Origin of the sequence: Paractinoplanes abujensis (assembly GCF_014204895.1) — a bacterium.
GTDB classification, from domain to species: Bacteria; Actinomycetota; Actinomycetes; order Mycobacteriales; family Micromonosporaceae; genus Actinoplanes; species Actinoplanes abujensis.
Genome location: NZ_JACHMF010000001.1, coordinates 1,430,872 through 1,444,572, shown reverse-complemented (window position 1 = coordinate 1,444,572; position 13,701 = coordinate 1,430,872). Strand labels below are relative to the sequence as shown.

12 protein-coding genes are annotated in these 13,701 nt (G+C 71.1%); 6 read left to right on the top strand and 6 right to left on the bottom strand.

All coding sequences use genetic code 11. From position 1 onward, the window contains the following. Window positions 1–657: 657 nt before the first annotated feature. The 6 genes from BKA14_RS05970 to BKA14_RS05945 are packed head-to-tail and all read right to left on the bottom strand — an operon-like array spanning window position 658 to window position 7,822. Window positions 658–1,776: an LLM class flavin-dependent oxidoreductase gene (locus BKA14_RS05970; protein ID WP_184949915.1), complete on the bottom strand. Its 1,119-nt coding sequence runs from the start codon at window positions 1,774–1,776 to the stop codon at window positions 658–660. Continuing rightward, the gene (locus tag BKA14_RS05965; protein ID WP_184949914.1) at window positions 1,773–2,813 is read right to left on the bottom strand and encodes an LLM class flavin-dependent oxidoreductase; all 1,041 of its coding nucleotides are present in this window, start codon (window positions 2,811–2,813) and stop codon (window positions 1,773–1,775) included. Before BKA14_RS05965 ends, BKA14_RS05970 begins: the two co-directional genes overlap by 4 nt. Next, window positions 2,810–4,405: a dipeptide ABC transporter ATP-binding protein gene (locus BKA14_RS05960; RefSeq protein ID WP_184949913.1), complete on the bottom strand. Its 1,596-nt coding sequence runs from the start codon at window positions 4,403–4,405 to the stop codon at window positions 2,810–2,812. Before BKA14_RS05960 ends, BKA14_RS05965 begins: the two co-directional genes overlap by 4 nt. After that, the gene (locus BKA14_RS05955; protein ID WP_184949912.1) at window positions 4,402–5,247 is read right to left on the bottom strand and encodes an ABC transporter permease; all 846 of its coding nucleotides are present in this window, start codon (window positions 5,245–5,247) and stop codon (window positions 4,402–4,404) included. Before BKA14_RS05955 ends, BKA14_RS05960 begins: the two co-directional genes overlap by 4 nt. Window positions 5,248–5,249: 2 nt before the next feature. Beyond that, window positions 5,250–6,221, bottom strand: a complete 972-nt coding sequence (locus BKA14_RS05950; protein WP_239092458.1) for an ABC transporter permease — start codon at window positions 6,219–6,221, stop codon at window positions 5,250–5,252. Beyond that, the gene (locus BKA14_RS05945) at window positions 6,218–7,822 is read right to left on the bottom strand and encodes an ABC transporter substrate-binding protein (RefSeq protein WP_184949911.1); all 1,605 of its coding nucleotides are present in this window, start codon (window positions 7,820–7,822) and stop codon (window positions 6,218–6,220) included. Before BKA14_RS05945 ends, BKA14_RS05950 begins: the two co-directional genes overlap by 4 nt. A gap of 177 nt (window positions 7,823–7,999) precedes the next feature. On the opposite strand from BKA14_RS05945, the gene BKA14_RS05940 reads away from it, so the two are divergent. The 6 genes from BKA14_RS05940 to BKA14_RS05915 are packed head-to-tail and all read left to right on the top strand — an operon-like array spanning window position 8,000 to window position 13,699. After that, window positions 8,000–8,881, top strand: a complete 882-nt coding sequence (locus BKA14_RS05940; protein WP_184949910.1) for an amino acid ABC transporter permease — start codon at window positions 8,000–8,002, stop codon at window positions 8,879–8,881. Then, on the top strand, window positions 8,878–9,612 hold the full coding sequence (locus BKA14_RS05935) for an amino acid ABC transporter ATP-binding protein (RefSeq protein ID WP_184949909.1): 735 nt from the start codon (window positions 8,878–8,880) through the stop codon (window positions 9,610–9,612). Before BKA14_RS05940 ends, BKA14_RS05935 begins: the two co-directional genes overlap by 4 nt. A 14-nt stretch (window positions 9,613–9,626) precedes the next feature. Next, window positions 9,627–10,601, top strand: a complete 975-nt coding sequence (locus BKA14_RS05930; protein WP_184949908.1) for an ABC transporter substrate-binding protein — start codon at window positions 9,627–9,629, stop codon at window positions 10,599–10,601. Next, window positions 10,598–11,689 carry an LLM class flavin-dependent oxidoreductase gene (locus tag BKA14_RS05925; protein WP_184949907.1) on the top strand — a complete coding sequence of 364 codons (1,092 nt, stop codon included), beginning with the start codon at window positions 10,598–10,600 and terminating at the stop codon, window positions 11,687–11,689. The genes BKA14_RS05930 and BKA14_RS05925 overlap by 4 nt, the downstream gene beginning before the upstream one ends. Then, the gene (locus BKA14_RS05920) at window positions 11,682–13,016 is read left to right on the top strand and encodes an NtaA/DmoA family FMN-dependent monooxygenase (RefSeq protein ID WP_184949906.1); all 1,335 of its coding nucleotides are present in this window, start codon (window positions 11,682–11,684) and stop codon (window positions 13,014–13,016) included. Before BKA14_RS05925 ends, BKA14_RS05920 begins: the two co-directional genes overlap by 8 nt. Beyond that, window positions 13,013–13,699, top strand: coding sequence for a GNAT family N-acetyltransferase (locus BKA14_RS05915; protein WP_184949905.1), 687 nt, complete (start codon window positions 13,013–13,015; stop codon window positions 13,697–13,699). Before BKA14_RS05920 ends, BKA14_RS05915 begins: the two co-directional genes overlap by 4 nt. The last annotated feature ends 2 nt before the right edge of the window (window positions 13,700–13,701 follow it).

Sequence of the window (13,701 nt, the reverse complement as noted above, 5' to 3'; positions counted from 1 at the left end):
GCGTGCCGTCGATCCGGCAAATGCCGCTTCCTAACCGCCGCCAGCGAATGCCGCTCGCTAACCGCCGTCCGCGAATGCCGCCCGCCGCCCGCGAGCCGCCGCTGCGGGGTCAGGAGCGGGGGCGGTGGTGGTAGCGGATCGTGGATCGGGACTTGTTGACGACTGCCGTCGCGACCTGCCACCCGCCGCACGCGGACCGAGAACCGCCGCGCACGGACCGAGAACCGCCGCGCGGGAGCCACGCTGCCGGGAACGGGGAGCAGAACGCAAGAGTCGTGAAGAGCTGGGTTCGTGGGTAGCCCGCCGCAGGCGACCGCAATTCGCTCTCCGTGAGCCGCCGCGCGCCGATCGTGAACGGCCGCCGCTGCTGGGAGACGGGGGCAGGGAACGACTCGAAGTGCTGAGCGCATGCCGCACGCGGTCGGCGAAGGGCCGTCTGAGCAGCGGGGGTAGGCAGTGGTGGCAGTCGAGAGCGGGGGCCGTGAGCCGTCGCCGGCCGGACTTGGGAGCAGAAGCGGGCCACAGACTTCGGGCTGTGGGCGAACGCCGCACGCGGATCGCCGCGCGGAGTCGGCGAACGCCGCGTGCGGCTGGCGCTGCTGGCGGCCGGGAGGGGGAAGCGGGGACCGCCGCAGGTGGGGGGTGCCGCCGGCTGACTCAGGCGATCCACTCCTTGGCCAGCAGCTCGAACGAGCGGACACGATCGGCATGGTCGTGGGTGATGGTGGTGACGAGCAGTTCGTCGGCCCCGGTGACCCTGCGCAACGTCTCGAGCTGCTCGGCCACGGTCCGCGGCGAGCCCACGAAATGCGTGTCGAGGCGGTCGGCGACCAGGTCGCGATCCTCGTCGCTCCATGCGTGGGCCAGCGCCTCGTCGACGCTCGGGTACGGGATGGCGCCGGTGCCGTTGCGGATGCTGCGCACCCACAGCCCGTACGGGATGGCCAGGTGCTTCGCCGTGTCGTCGTCCTCGGCCACGACGACGTCGGCGCTGACCAGCACGTGCGGGGCGGACAGCGTCTTCGACGGGCGGAACGCGGCGCGGTAGGCCTCGACCGCCTCCAGCACCTTGGCCGGCGCGACGTGGTAGTTCGCGGCGAACGGCAGGCCGCGCGCACCGGCGACCCGGGCACTCTCGCCACCGCTGCTGCCCAGGATCCACAGCTCCAGGTCAGCCCCTTCACCCGGTACGGCGTGGGCCTCGTTGCCGAGGTCGTCGGTGTAGGGCCCCGCGATCAGCGTCTGCAGGTCCTCGACGACCTGGTCCAGGCCGGGCGGCTCGGCGCCGGGCTGTTTGAGCAGTTTGCCGAAGAGCGCCGCGCGCGCCGACGTGGCCAGCGGCGTGAAGTCGAAGTGCTTGGGGATGAGCAGCCCGTCGACGACCCGGGCCGCAGCCGGCTCGGTGGGGGTGGCCGGAGCGGCCGGGGTGGCGAAGCGGCGCTGGGCGGAGCGGCCCAGCCCCAGGTCGAAGCGCCCCGGATACAGCGCGTCGAGCAGCCCGAACTGTTCCAGCACGGCCAGCGGCGTGAGGTAGCCGGTCTGCACCGCCCCCGACCCCAGCCGGATGCGTTCGGTGACGGCGGCGATCTGGCCGAGCAGCAGGGCCGGCTGCGAGCTGGCCACCCCCGCGGTCAGGTGGTGCTCGGCCACCCAGTAGCGGTGGTAGCCGAACTGTTCGGCCCGGCGGGCCAGGTCGAGCGTACGGCGCAGGGCGTCCCCGACGGTGCCGCCGGAGACCAGGGGCGCGAGGTCGAGGATCGAAAGCGGCACGGTCATGAGGGTCCTCCAGCTGCGAACGGGCGGCTCGGGATGTCGCGGCGCAGCACCGGGGCCACTTCGGACTGGAACAGTTCCAGCGAGGCGCGATGCTGCTTGTCGGTGAGCCCGTCGCCGTCGGCGTGCAGGTGCATCACCTCGTGGCCGAATTCGGCGTGGTAGCGGTGCACCTTGTCGATGATCTGCTGCGGGCTGCCGACCAGGATGGAGCTGCGTTCGATCGCGTCCTCCAGGGTGGGGAAGACGGGTTCGACGCCGACCGACCGGAACAGGGCCAGCCGGGCGTCGTACAGGGGCCGGTAGGTCTCTGTCGCCTCCTGCGAGGTCGGGGCGGCGTAGAACCCGGCGCTGCCCGCACCGACCAGCGCCTCGGCCGGGTCGTGGCCGTAGTGCGCCCACCGTTCCCGGTAGTAGCGGATGAGTTCGGCGTACGGCTCGATCGGGTTGCTGACGTTGGCCGAGAACAGCGGGTCGCCGTAGCGGGCGGCCAGGTCGACCGATTCGCGGCTGGTGGCGCTGCCGTGCCAGACCCGGATGGGCTGTTGCAGCGGGCGGGGCCAGGTCTCGGCGTCGGTCAGCGAGGGGCGGAAGCGGCCCTCCCAGGTCACCTTGGGCTCACGCCACAGGCGACGGAAGAGCTCGTAGCTCTCCCGGTTGCGGTCCCACTGATCGTCCGCGGTGACGTGGAAGAGCTTGGCCTGGGCGGCGCCGTTGCCCTTGCCGATGATCAGTTCGAGGCGGCCGCCGGAGAGGTTGTCGAGGGTGGAGTAGTCCTCGAACGCGCGCACCGGGTCGAGCAGGCTGAGCGTGGTGACCGCCGTGAACAGCCGGATCTTGTGGGTGACGGCGGCGATGTGGCTGAGCACGACCGGCGGCGACGACGAGAAGAAGGGGCGTTCGTGCCGCTCGCCCACGCCGAAGCCGTCGTACCCGAGTTCCTCGGCCAGGACGGCGTTGGCCACCACTTCGCGCAGCCGTTCGTGCGCGGGGCGCTGCGCGTTCTTCTCGGCGATCAACGTGATGAGCAGGAACTTCATCGCGACACCTCCAGGGCCGGCACCGCGTCGATGAGCGCGCGGGTGTATTCGTGCTGCGGGTTGTGGAAGACGTCGCCCACCGGTCCCTGCTCGACCACCACGCCGTCGCGCATGACGAGCACCCGGTCGGCCAGGTGGTGCACCACGGCGAGGTCGTGCGAGATGAACAGCAGCGCGGTGCCGTCGGTTTCCCGGATCTCGGCCAGCAGGTCAAGAACTTGCGCCTGTACGGACACGTCGAGCGCGGACACCGGTTCGTCACAGATGATCAGACTGGGCCGGGGAGCCAGCGCCCGCGCGATGGCCACGCGCTGGCGCTGGCCGCCGGAGAGCTGGCGCGGATACCGATCGAGGACGTCGGCTCCGAGCCCGACCCGTTCCAGCAGATGAGCGACAGCGGCGTCGGCGATCGGCGCCGGCAGCGCTTCGGCGACGATGCGGCCCACGGTCCAGCGGGGGTCGAAGGCGGAGAGCGGATCCTGCGAGATGAGCTGGAGGCGGCGGCGCCGCGGACGACGCCGCCGCTCGGTGAGCCCGGTCCATGGCGCGCCCTCGAACACCACGGAACCGGACGTGGGTGGGGTCAGCCCGAACAGCAACTGGGCGACGGTGGTTTTGCCGGAGCCGGACTCCCCGACCAGGCCGACGATCTCCCCGCGGTGGACGGTGAGGTTCACGTCTTCGACGACCGTGTGCGACCCGTAGCCCTTGCGCAGTCCCACCGCTTCGATGACAGCCGCGGACCGGGGCGCGGCCGGAGCAACGGGCGGCGGCGTGGGAGCGGCGGCGTGGGCGGAGAGGCGGCGGCCGCGGGAGGCCGCGGAGGGGACCGCGGCCAGGAGTTGCTGGGTGTAGGGGTGGGTGGGGGCGGAGAGCAGGGTCGCGGTGTCGCCCGACTCGACGATGCGGCCGTCGCGCATCACCAGCACCCGGTCGGCCAGGCGGGACACCACTGCCAGGTCGTGGCTGATCAGCAGGAGGGTCTCACCGGCGGCGTGACGTTCGGCCAGCAGGCCGAGGATCTGCGACTGGACTGTCACGTCGAGGGCCGTGGTGGGTTCGTCGGCGATCAGCAGGGGTGGCCCGGCGGCCAGGGCCGAGGCGATCAGGGCGCGCTGGCGCAGGCCGCCGGAGAGCTGGTGCGGGTGCTGGCGGGCGCGGCGGCCGGGCTCGGGCACGTGGACGGACTCGAGCAGCGTCCGGACGCGTTGTTCCCGGTCGCGCCGGTCGCCGACGTCGTGCACGCGCAGCACTTCGCCGATCTCGGCGCCCACGGTGCGCAGCGGGTCGAGCGAGACGAGGGCGTCCTGCAGCACCAGCCCGGCGAAGCCGCCGCGCAGGGTGCGCCAGTCGAACGGTCTCAGACGGCCGTCGATCTCGAACCGGGAGCTGCGGACCTGCGCGTTCGCCCCGGCCAGGCCGACGAGCGTACGGGCGGTGACGCTTTTGCCCGACCCCGATTCCCCCACGATGGCCACGCACTCGCCCCGGTGGATGTCGAGGTCGATTCCGCGTACGGCGTGCACGTCGCCCCGGCGGTGCGGGAACGTCACGTGCAACTCGCGGACGGAGACGAGCGGCGTACGGGTCATGGCTGCCTTCCCTCGAAGCGGCGCTGCAGGTGACGACCGACGACGGTCAGCGAGATGACCAGGAGCGTGACCACCACTCCGGGCAGGACCGTGGTCCACCACGCGACGCTCAGATAGCCGCGGCCCTCGGAGAGCATCGCGCCCCATTCGGGTGAGGGCGGTTGCGGGCCCATGCCCAGGAAGCTCAGCCCGGCCGCGGCCAGGATCGCCTCACCGAGGCCGATCACGGCCAGGATCGGGACGGGGCCGAGCACGTTGGGCAGTACGTGGCGCAGCACCAGGCGGATGCGGGAGGGGCCGAAAGCCACGGCGTGGGTGACGTACGCGGCTTGGCGCACCACGAACGTCTGGCTGCGGACGACCCGGGCGTAGTGCGGCAGCGTGGCGATGCCGATGGCGACGACCAGGCCGACCGTGCCGGGGCCGGCCACGGCCACGAACAGCAGGGCCAGCAGCAGCAGCGGAAACGCCGAGAGGGCGTCGAACGAGCGGCTCAGGGCCTCGTCGGCGTACTTGTGGGAGAGGCCGGCCAGCAGACCCAGCAGCAGGCCCGCGGTGACGGCGATGAGGGTGGCCACGACGCCGATCAGCAGGGAGTGCCGGGCGCCGTGCACGACCCGGTCGAAGACGTCACGGCCGAGCTGGTCGGTGCCGAACCAGTGGGCCGCGCTGGGCGCTTCCAGCACGTGCAGGGGGTCGGCGGCCAGGGGGTCACCGGCCAGCAGGCCGGGCAGCACGGCGGCCACGAGGGCCAGCACCAGGAATCCGGCCGCGGCGGCAACCCCGGCCCCGGACGGACGACGCAGGCGCACGGACAACGGACGATCGAGGACGAGGGCCATGTCTACGCTCCCGTCGGAGGAGAGGAGGAGGCGGAGGAGGCCGGGACGGAGCCCGCGGGGACCGCGGCGGCGGGGCGCAGGCGCGGGTCGATGAGCAGGTAGGACAGGTCGGCCAGGGTGTTGATGACCACGTAGACGAAGGCCGAGAACACCACCACGGCCAGCACGACGGGCATGTCGGCGCTGTTCACCGCCTGCAGCGTGACCTGACCCAGCCCGGGCCGCCCGAAGACGGTCTCGATGATCACCGCACCGCCCAGCAGGGTCCCGAAGAGCCAGCCCGTGAGGGTGACCGCGGGCAGCAGGGCGTGGCGCAGCGCGTGCCGCACCAGCACGGCCCGCTCCCCCAGCCCGCGGGCCCGGGCCGTCACCACGAACGGTTCGTCCAGGGCCCGGTCGATGCCGTCCCGCAGCACCTGGGTGAGCACCCCGGCCACCGGCAGCGCCAGGGTCATCGCGGGCAGCACGAGCGACGCGACGCCCTGGCCGCCGCTGACCGGGAACCAGCCCAGGTTGAACGAGAAGACGCTCAGCAGCACGATCCCGATCAGGAACGGCGGGGTCGACACCACGACCAGCTCGGCGGTCGAGCTGACCCGCCGGGCCCAGGGGCGGCGGGTGGTCACGGCCAGGGTCAGGGCCAGCAGCGCGCCCAGCCCGGCCGCCGCCACGGCCAGGGTCAGGGTGGGACCGATCTGGTCGGCGATCACGTCGCGGACGGGCCTCTGCAGCAGGTAGGACCGGCCCAGGTCACCCTGCGCGGCCCGCCACAGGTAGTCCAGGTACTGCACGACGGCGGGGCGGTCGAGGCCCCACTCCTCGATGATCTGGGCGCGGATCAGCGGGGTGTCGGCTCCGTCGCCGATGATGCTGTCCACGGTGGAGCCGGGCGCCGCGAGCAGCGCCAGGTAGGCGGCGGTCGCGGCGGCCCAGAGGACCACGAGCCCGGTGGCGATCCGCCGGAGCACGATCACTTGCTCAGCCAGAGGTTGTAGGCGCTGGCCGGCACGCCCGCGGTCGGCTCGAAGCCCAGCCCGCCGACCTTCTTGGACGCCGCGATCTGGTCGGCCGGCGCGTACAGCGGCTGGATCAGCGCGTCGTCCGCGATGACTTTCTGCTGCAACGTTTGGTAGATCTCGGCGCGGGCTGCGGGGTCACTCGAAGCCTGGCCGTCAGCCAGCAACGTGTCGACCTTCTTGTCCGCGATACCGAGGCGGTTGATCGCGCCGGCCGACGAGAGCAGCAGGTTGAGAGCCGCCCCGGCGTCGGTGTCGGCCCGGGAGTTGTCGAACACCTCGTACTCCCCCTTCTCCAGCGCCGCCGTGGCGGTCCCCTGGTCGACCACCGACACGTGCAGGTCGATCCCGGCGCTCTGCTTGACCGCGGCCTGCACGGCCTGGGCCAGGATGTCGCGGCGGTCCCGGACGAACGGCGCCGACTGCACCAGCCGTACGGTCAAGCGCTTGCCGTCCTTGACCCGGAAACCGTCGGCGTCACGCTGCGTCCAACCGGCCGCGTCCAGGGTCGCGTTGGCCCGCTCCGGGTTGTTGCCGTACGTGCCCTCGAGCGACTTGTCGTAGAGCGGGCTGGTCGGTCCGATCACGCTCCAGGCCCGGGTCGCGGTGCCGCGGTAGACGCCGTTGAGCACCGTGTCCACGTCGAGCGCGTCGCGGAACGCCTGCCGCACACGGATGTCGTCGAACGGCGCGTGGGTGACGTTGAAGTAGTACGAGTACGCCGACCCCGAGTTGAGCCCTTTGCTCAGCGTGAGCGACGGGTTTCCGGTGATCTGCGCCTGGTCGGTGGCCGGCACCCCTTCGATCACCTGCACCTGACCCGAGGTCAGCGCGCCCACCCGTACGGAGGACTCCTTGAGGAAGCGGTAGGTGACCTCGTCGAGGTAGGCCGCCCGGTCCCGGTACGACGGGTTGCGCTTGTAGTGCAGTTCCTGACCCGGCGTGTACCGGTCGAGGATGAACGGCCCGGTTCCCGCCAGATCCGGGCCGCCCGCCTTGAGGTTGGCCGCCTCCTTGAGCGACTTGGGCGACACGACCGCGCCCTGGGGGGACGAGAGGAAGTCCAGGATGAGCACGTCGGGGCTGCTCAGTGTGTATTTGACGGTGGCCGGGTCGACCACGTCGACGGATTTGAGGTTCTTCAGCTGTACGGCGGCGACCTGCGGGGCGTAGCCGTCGGAGCGCAGCAGGTCGACGTTGGCCTTGACGGCGGCCGCGTCGAACGGGGTGCCGTCGCTGAAGGTCACCCCCGTACGCAGTTTGACCGTGTAGGTCAGCCCGTCCGGCGACACCTCGTAGCCGCTGGCCAGCCAGGGTACGTAGCCGCCCTTGTCGTCGTGGGTGAGCAGGGCCTCGAAGGTGTTCCAGACCAGCAGGCGGGCTTTGGCCTGCGCGTACTGGTGCGGGTTCAGAGTGATCGGTTCGGTCTCGACGCCCCAGGTCAGGGAGCCGCCGGAGACCGGTTCGCCGGCGGCGGCGGAGTCGGTGCCGGCGCTGCCGGAGCAACCCGCGACGAGCACGGTTGCCACGGCGGCGATCAGCAGGGAACGGCGACGCATCTCCACCTCCAGGTGTTGCGGACTCCCTTTTTCCTATAGCCGAACTAGGATATAAGCAAGGGGTCAATGACTTTCGTCCCAGATAGCGACCCGGCCGGGCACTCGTTCACAATGTCGTTAAACATATACACCCGATAGGTATTGAGGGTTTTAGGAGACGGACCTACCGTCATCGACGTGAGCCTTCTGTCGCGCACCACCGCCCCGCCGCCCGGCGTGACCGACCCCCCGAGCGACAACCTGGTCGTCGTCCCGGCCCGGCACCCCTGGCGCTGGATCGCGGCCGCCGCCGTCCTGATCGTCGTCGCCCAGTTCCTGCACGGCCTGGTCACCAACCCCGGCTGGGACTGGGCCACCTTCTTCGGCTACTTCTTCGAGAAGTCGGTGATGGACGCCCTGCTCATCACGCTGGAGCTGACGTTCGCGGGCGCCGTGCTGGGCTTCGCCGGCGGCATCGTGCTGGCCCCGATGCGGATGTCCAAGAACCCGGTGCTGGCCTGGGTCAGCTGGACGTTCATCTGGGTCTTCCGCTCCGTGCCGCTGATCGTCCAGCTGCTCTTCTGGGCCAACCTCGGCTACCTGTACGACCGGTTGCAGATCGGTGTGCCGTTCGGCCCCGGCTTCCTCCACTTCGAGACGTCCACTCTGGTCAGCGCGTTCGGGGCGGCGCTGCTGGGGCTGGCCCTGCACGAGGCCGCCTACGCCGCCGAGATCGTCCGGGCCGGCATCCTGTCGGTCGACTCCCGGCAGCTGGAGGCCGCGGCCGCCCTGGGCATCCCGCGGCTGCGCCAGTTCCGCCGCATCCTGCTCCCCCAGGCCATGCGCGCGATCCTGCCCAACGCGGCCAACGAGCTGGTCAACCTGCTCAAGAGCACCTCGGTGGTCTACGTGCTGGCCATCGGGGAGCTGTTCTACCAGGTGCAGGTCATCTACGGCCGCAACGGGCGGGTCGTGCCGCTGCTGCTGGTGGCCACGGTCTGGTACGTGATCCTGACCGCCGCCCTGTCGATCCTGCAGCACTACGTCGAGCGCCGTTACTCCCGGGGGTACGTCCGATGATCGAGCTCAGCGGTGTGCACAAGTCGTTCGGCACCCTCGAAGTGCTGCACGACGTCACCCTGACCGTGCCCGCGGGCAGCGTGACGGTGATCCTGGGGCCGTCCGGCTCGGGCAAGTCGACCCTGCTGCGCTGCATCAACCACCTGGAGAAGGTGGACCGCGGCCGGGTCCGGGTCGACGGCGAGCTGATCGGCTACCGCCGGGCCGGCAACAAGCTGTACGAGCTGAGCGAGCGCCACATCCTCAAGCAGCGCGCCCGGATCGGGTTCGTCTTCCAGACCTTCAACCTGTTCCCGCACCTGACCGCGCTGGAGAACGTGATCGAGGCGCCCGGCAAGCAGGCCCGCGAGCGAGGGCTCGAACTGCTCGACCGGGTCGGTCTGGCCGACAAGGCCCACGCCTACCCCCGCCAGCTCTCCGGCGGCCAGCAGCAGCGGGTGGCCATCGCCCGCGCGCTGGCCCTGGAGCCCAAGCTCGTCCTGTTCGACGAGCCCACCTCGGCCCTCGACCCCGAGCTGGTCGGTGAGGTGCTCGACGTCATGCGCGACCTGGCCCGGGCCGGCACCACCATGATCGTCGTCACCCACGAGATCGGCTTCGCCCGCGAGGTGGCCGACACCATCGTCTTCCTCGACGAGGGCCGCCTGCTCGAGCAGGGCCCGCCGGCCGAGGTCCTCGACCACCCCCGGCACGAACGCACCCGCGCGTTCCTGTCAAAAGTTCTCGTCTGAAGGAGCACCTCTCCATGCGTACGAAATCCGCTCTGCTCTTGGTGGCCGCGCTGGCGGGACTCGCCGCCTGCGCCGCGCCCGACGAGACGCCCACCGCCTCCGGCAACGACGTGCAGCAGGCGGCCGCCGTGACCATCAACGACGGTCCCGACCAGCAGCGCATCGTCCCCGCGAAGGTCGACGCGGCCGCGGCCCTGCTGCCCGAGGCGATCAAGCAGAAGGGCACGCTGACGATCGGCGTGGGCGCGGCCGGCGCCGGCTTCGCCCCGCTCGCCTTCACCGCCACCGACAACAAGACGCTGATCGGCAGCGAGCCCGACATCGCGGTGGCCGTGGCCGGCGTCCTCGGCCTCAAGCCCGACCTGCAGAACACCAGCTGGGAGAACCTGTTCATCGGCCTCGACAGCGGCAAGTTCGACGTCGGCGCCTCGAACATCACGGTCACCGAGGAGCGCAAGCAGAAGTACGACTTCGCCACCTACCGCAAGGACGAGCTGGCGTTCGAGGCCAAGAAGGGCAGCGGCCTCACGGTGACCGGGCCCAAGGACGTGGCGGGCAAGCGGGTCGCGGTCGGCTCGGGCACCAACCAGGAGAAGATCCTCGTGGAGTGGAGCGAGGAGGCCGTCAAGCAGGGCCTGCCCAAGGTCGACATCAAGTACTACCAGACCAACCAGGCCACCTACCTGGCCCTGGGCTCCGGCGCGATCGACCTGTACCTGGGCCCGAACCCGACGTCGGCCTACCACGTGGCCAAGGCGGGCGAGAGCGAGATCGTCGGCACGTACTCGGGCGCCGGCTCCACGCTGCAGGGCAAGATCGCGCTGACCACCAAGAAGGGCAGCGGCCTGGTCGAGGCGTACAAGGCGGCCCTGGACGAGCTGGTCAAGTCGGGCGACTACCAGAAGATCCTGAACCGCTGGAACCTGGCCGACGAGGCGGTCGACGCGCCCGAGATCAACCCGCCCGGCCTGCCGATCGAGGGGAAATGAGCATGCCGAACCTGCATCTCGCGGTGGCGCTGGACGGCGCGGGCTGGGCCCCGGACGCCTGGCGTGAGCCCGACGCGCGGCCCGCGGAGCTGTTCACCGCCCGCTACTGGATCGACCTGATCGCCGAGGCCGAGGCGGGCAAGCTCGACTTCGTCACCATCGAGGACGCGCTGGGCGTGCAGAGCGACGACCCGGCGCAGGTGCAGGGGCGGCTCGACGCGGTGCTGATCGCCTCGCGGGTGGCCCCGCTGACCCGCCACATCGGCCTGGTCCCGACGGCCACGGTCACCCACACCGAGCCGTTCCACATCTCCAAGGCGATCGCCACCCTCGACTACGTGAGCCGGGGCCGCGCCGGGTGGCGGGTGCAGCTCTCCCCCAAAGCCGGCGAGGCCGCGCACTTCGGGCGGCGTCAGGTCAGCATCGACACACAAGCATCCATACAGGATCTGTTCGACGAGGCGGCCGACTACGTGGAGGTCGTGCGGCGGCTCTGGGACAGCTGGGAGGACGACGCCGAGATCCGCGACGCCGCCACCGGCCGGTTCATCGACCGCGACAAGCTGCACTACATCAACTTCGAGGGCCGGTTCTTCAGCGTCAAGGGCCCGTCGATCACGCCGCGCCCGCCGCAGGGACAGCCGGTCGTCACCGCGCTGGCCCACAACGACATCCCGTACCGGTTCGCCGAGAAGTCGGCCGACGTCGTCTACGTCACGCCGAAGGATGCCGCGGACGCACGGCACATCGTGGACCAGGTGAAGGTCCGGCACGTCTTCGCCGACCTGGTGGTGTTCCTGGAGCCGGTGCGCAGCGCCGCGGTTCTGAGCGACGCCAGGGTCTTCACCGGCACCCCCGCTCAGCTGGCCGACCTGCTGCTCGCATGGCAGGAGGCCGGGATCACCGGGTTCCGCCTGCGCCCCGGCCGCCTTCCGTCCGACCTGCGCGGCATCACTCGGGGCCTGGTGCCCGAGCTGCAGCGACGAGGCGTCTTCCGTACGCAGTACGAGCCAGGCACCCTGCGCGACCGCCTGGGTCTGCCCCGACCGGCCAACCGCTACGCCGCCGAAGGAGCAAGCGTTGCCTAAGCAGATCCATCTCGCCGCGCACTTCCCCGGCGTCAACAACACCACCGTGTGGAGCGATCCCGCGGCCGGCAGCCACATCGAGTTCGACTCGTTCGTCAAGCTCGCGCAGACCGCCGAGCGGGCGAGGTTCGACTTCTTCTTCCTGGCCGAGGGTCTGCGCCTGCGCGAGCAGGGCGGCCAGATCTACGACCTGGACGTGGTGGGCCGCCCCGACACCTTCACCGTCCTGGCCGCGCTGGCCGCGGTCACCGAGCACCTCGGCCTGGCCGGCACGATCAACTCCACCTTCAACGAGCCGTACGAGGTGGCCCGCCAGTTCGCGTCGCTCGACCACCTCTCCGGCGGCCGGGCCGCGTGGAACGTCGTCACCAGCTGGGACGCGTTCACCGGGGAGAACTTCCGGCGCGGCGGCTTCCTGGCCGAGTCCGACCGCTACAGCCGGGCCACCCAGGCCCTCGAGACCGCCAAGGAGCTGTACGACTCCTGGCCCGCCGACGCGATCGCCGCCGACAAGGCGAGCGGCGTCTTCCTGCGCCACCCGGACGCGGGCACGTTCCGCCACACCGACCAGCACTTCGACATCTCGGGCCGGTTCAACGTGCCCCGCAGCCCGCAGGGCGGCCCGGTCATCCTGCAGGCCGGCGACTCGGACGCGGGCCGCGAGTTCGCCGCGGCCACCGCCGACGCCATTTTCAGCCGGCACGGCACCCTGGAGGACGGCCAGAAGTTCTACACCGACGTCAAGGACCGCCTCGCCAAGTACGGCCGCGAGCGCGATTCGCTCAAGGTGCTGCCCGCGGCGACGTTCGTGCTCGGCGACACGGACAACGACGCGCAGGAGAAGGCGCGGGTCGTGCGGCGGCAGCAGGTCAGCGGGGCGACCGCGATCAAGTTCCTGGAGCAGCTGTGGAACCGCGACCTCTCCGCGTACGACCCGGAGGGGCCGCTGCCCGAGATCGACCCCGATGTGTCGGACGATCACATCGCACGGGGCCGGGCCAGCGTACGGATGCACCGCGACCCCATCGCCACGGCCAACGAGTGGCGGCAGAAGGCGGAGGCCGAGAAGCTGTCGATCCGCGACCTGATCATCGAGGTGACCGGCCGCCAGACGTTCATCGGCTCGGCCACCACGATCGCCGAGAGCATCAACCATCTCGTGCAGTCCGACGCCTCCGACGGGTTCATCCTGGTGCCCCACGTGACGCCGGGCGGCCTCGACGAGTTCGCCGGCACCGTCGTCCCGCTGCTGCAGGAGAAGGGCGTCTTCCGTACGGAGTACGAGGGCTCGACGCTGCGGGAGAACCTCGGGCTGGCGCCCCGATGACCACAGTCCAGGCCGGCCTCGACGACCCGGTGGTCGCCTCGTTGCGGGGCGAGCACTCACAATTCGCGCAGACGTACGGGCGCGCGGTCCGCTATGACCCCCAGGTCGCGCCGTTCCACGCCGTCGACGATCCCGGCGACCCGCGCGCCTGGGCCGACCTGACCGAGCTGACCGGTCCGGGCGCCGAGGTGGCGGTGGCCGGGCCGGTCCCGGCGAACCATCCCGGCTGGGTGATCGCGGGCGAGGTGGCGGGGGTCCAGTTCGTCGACGAATCCCTGTCCGCGGCACCCTTCGCGGAGGCCCGGCCGCTGCACGCCGGTGACGTGCCCGAGATCCTGGCCCTGATCGAGCTCACCCAGCCCGGCCCGTTCCGGCAGCGCACGATCGAACTGGGCACCTACCTCGGCGTACGGCGGAACGGGAAGCTGATCGCGATAGCCGGCGAGCGGCTGCACCCGCCCGGCTGGACCGAGATCAGCGCGGTCTGCACCCACCCGGCGTTCCGCGGGCAGGGTCTGGCCACGAGCCTCGTGCAGGCCGTCGCGTACGGGATCCGGCAGCGTGGCGAGACCCCGTTCCTGCACACGTCGGCCGCGAACGCGAACGCGATCCGCCTCTACGAGTCGATCGGTTTCCGACTGCGGAAGCGGACCACGTTCGCGGTCTACAAGAACACGGCGTGACA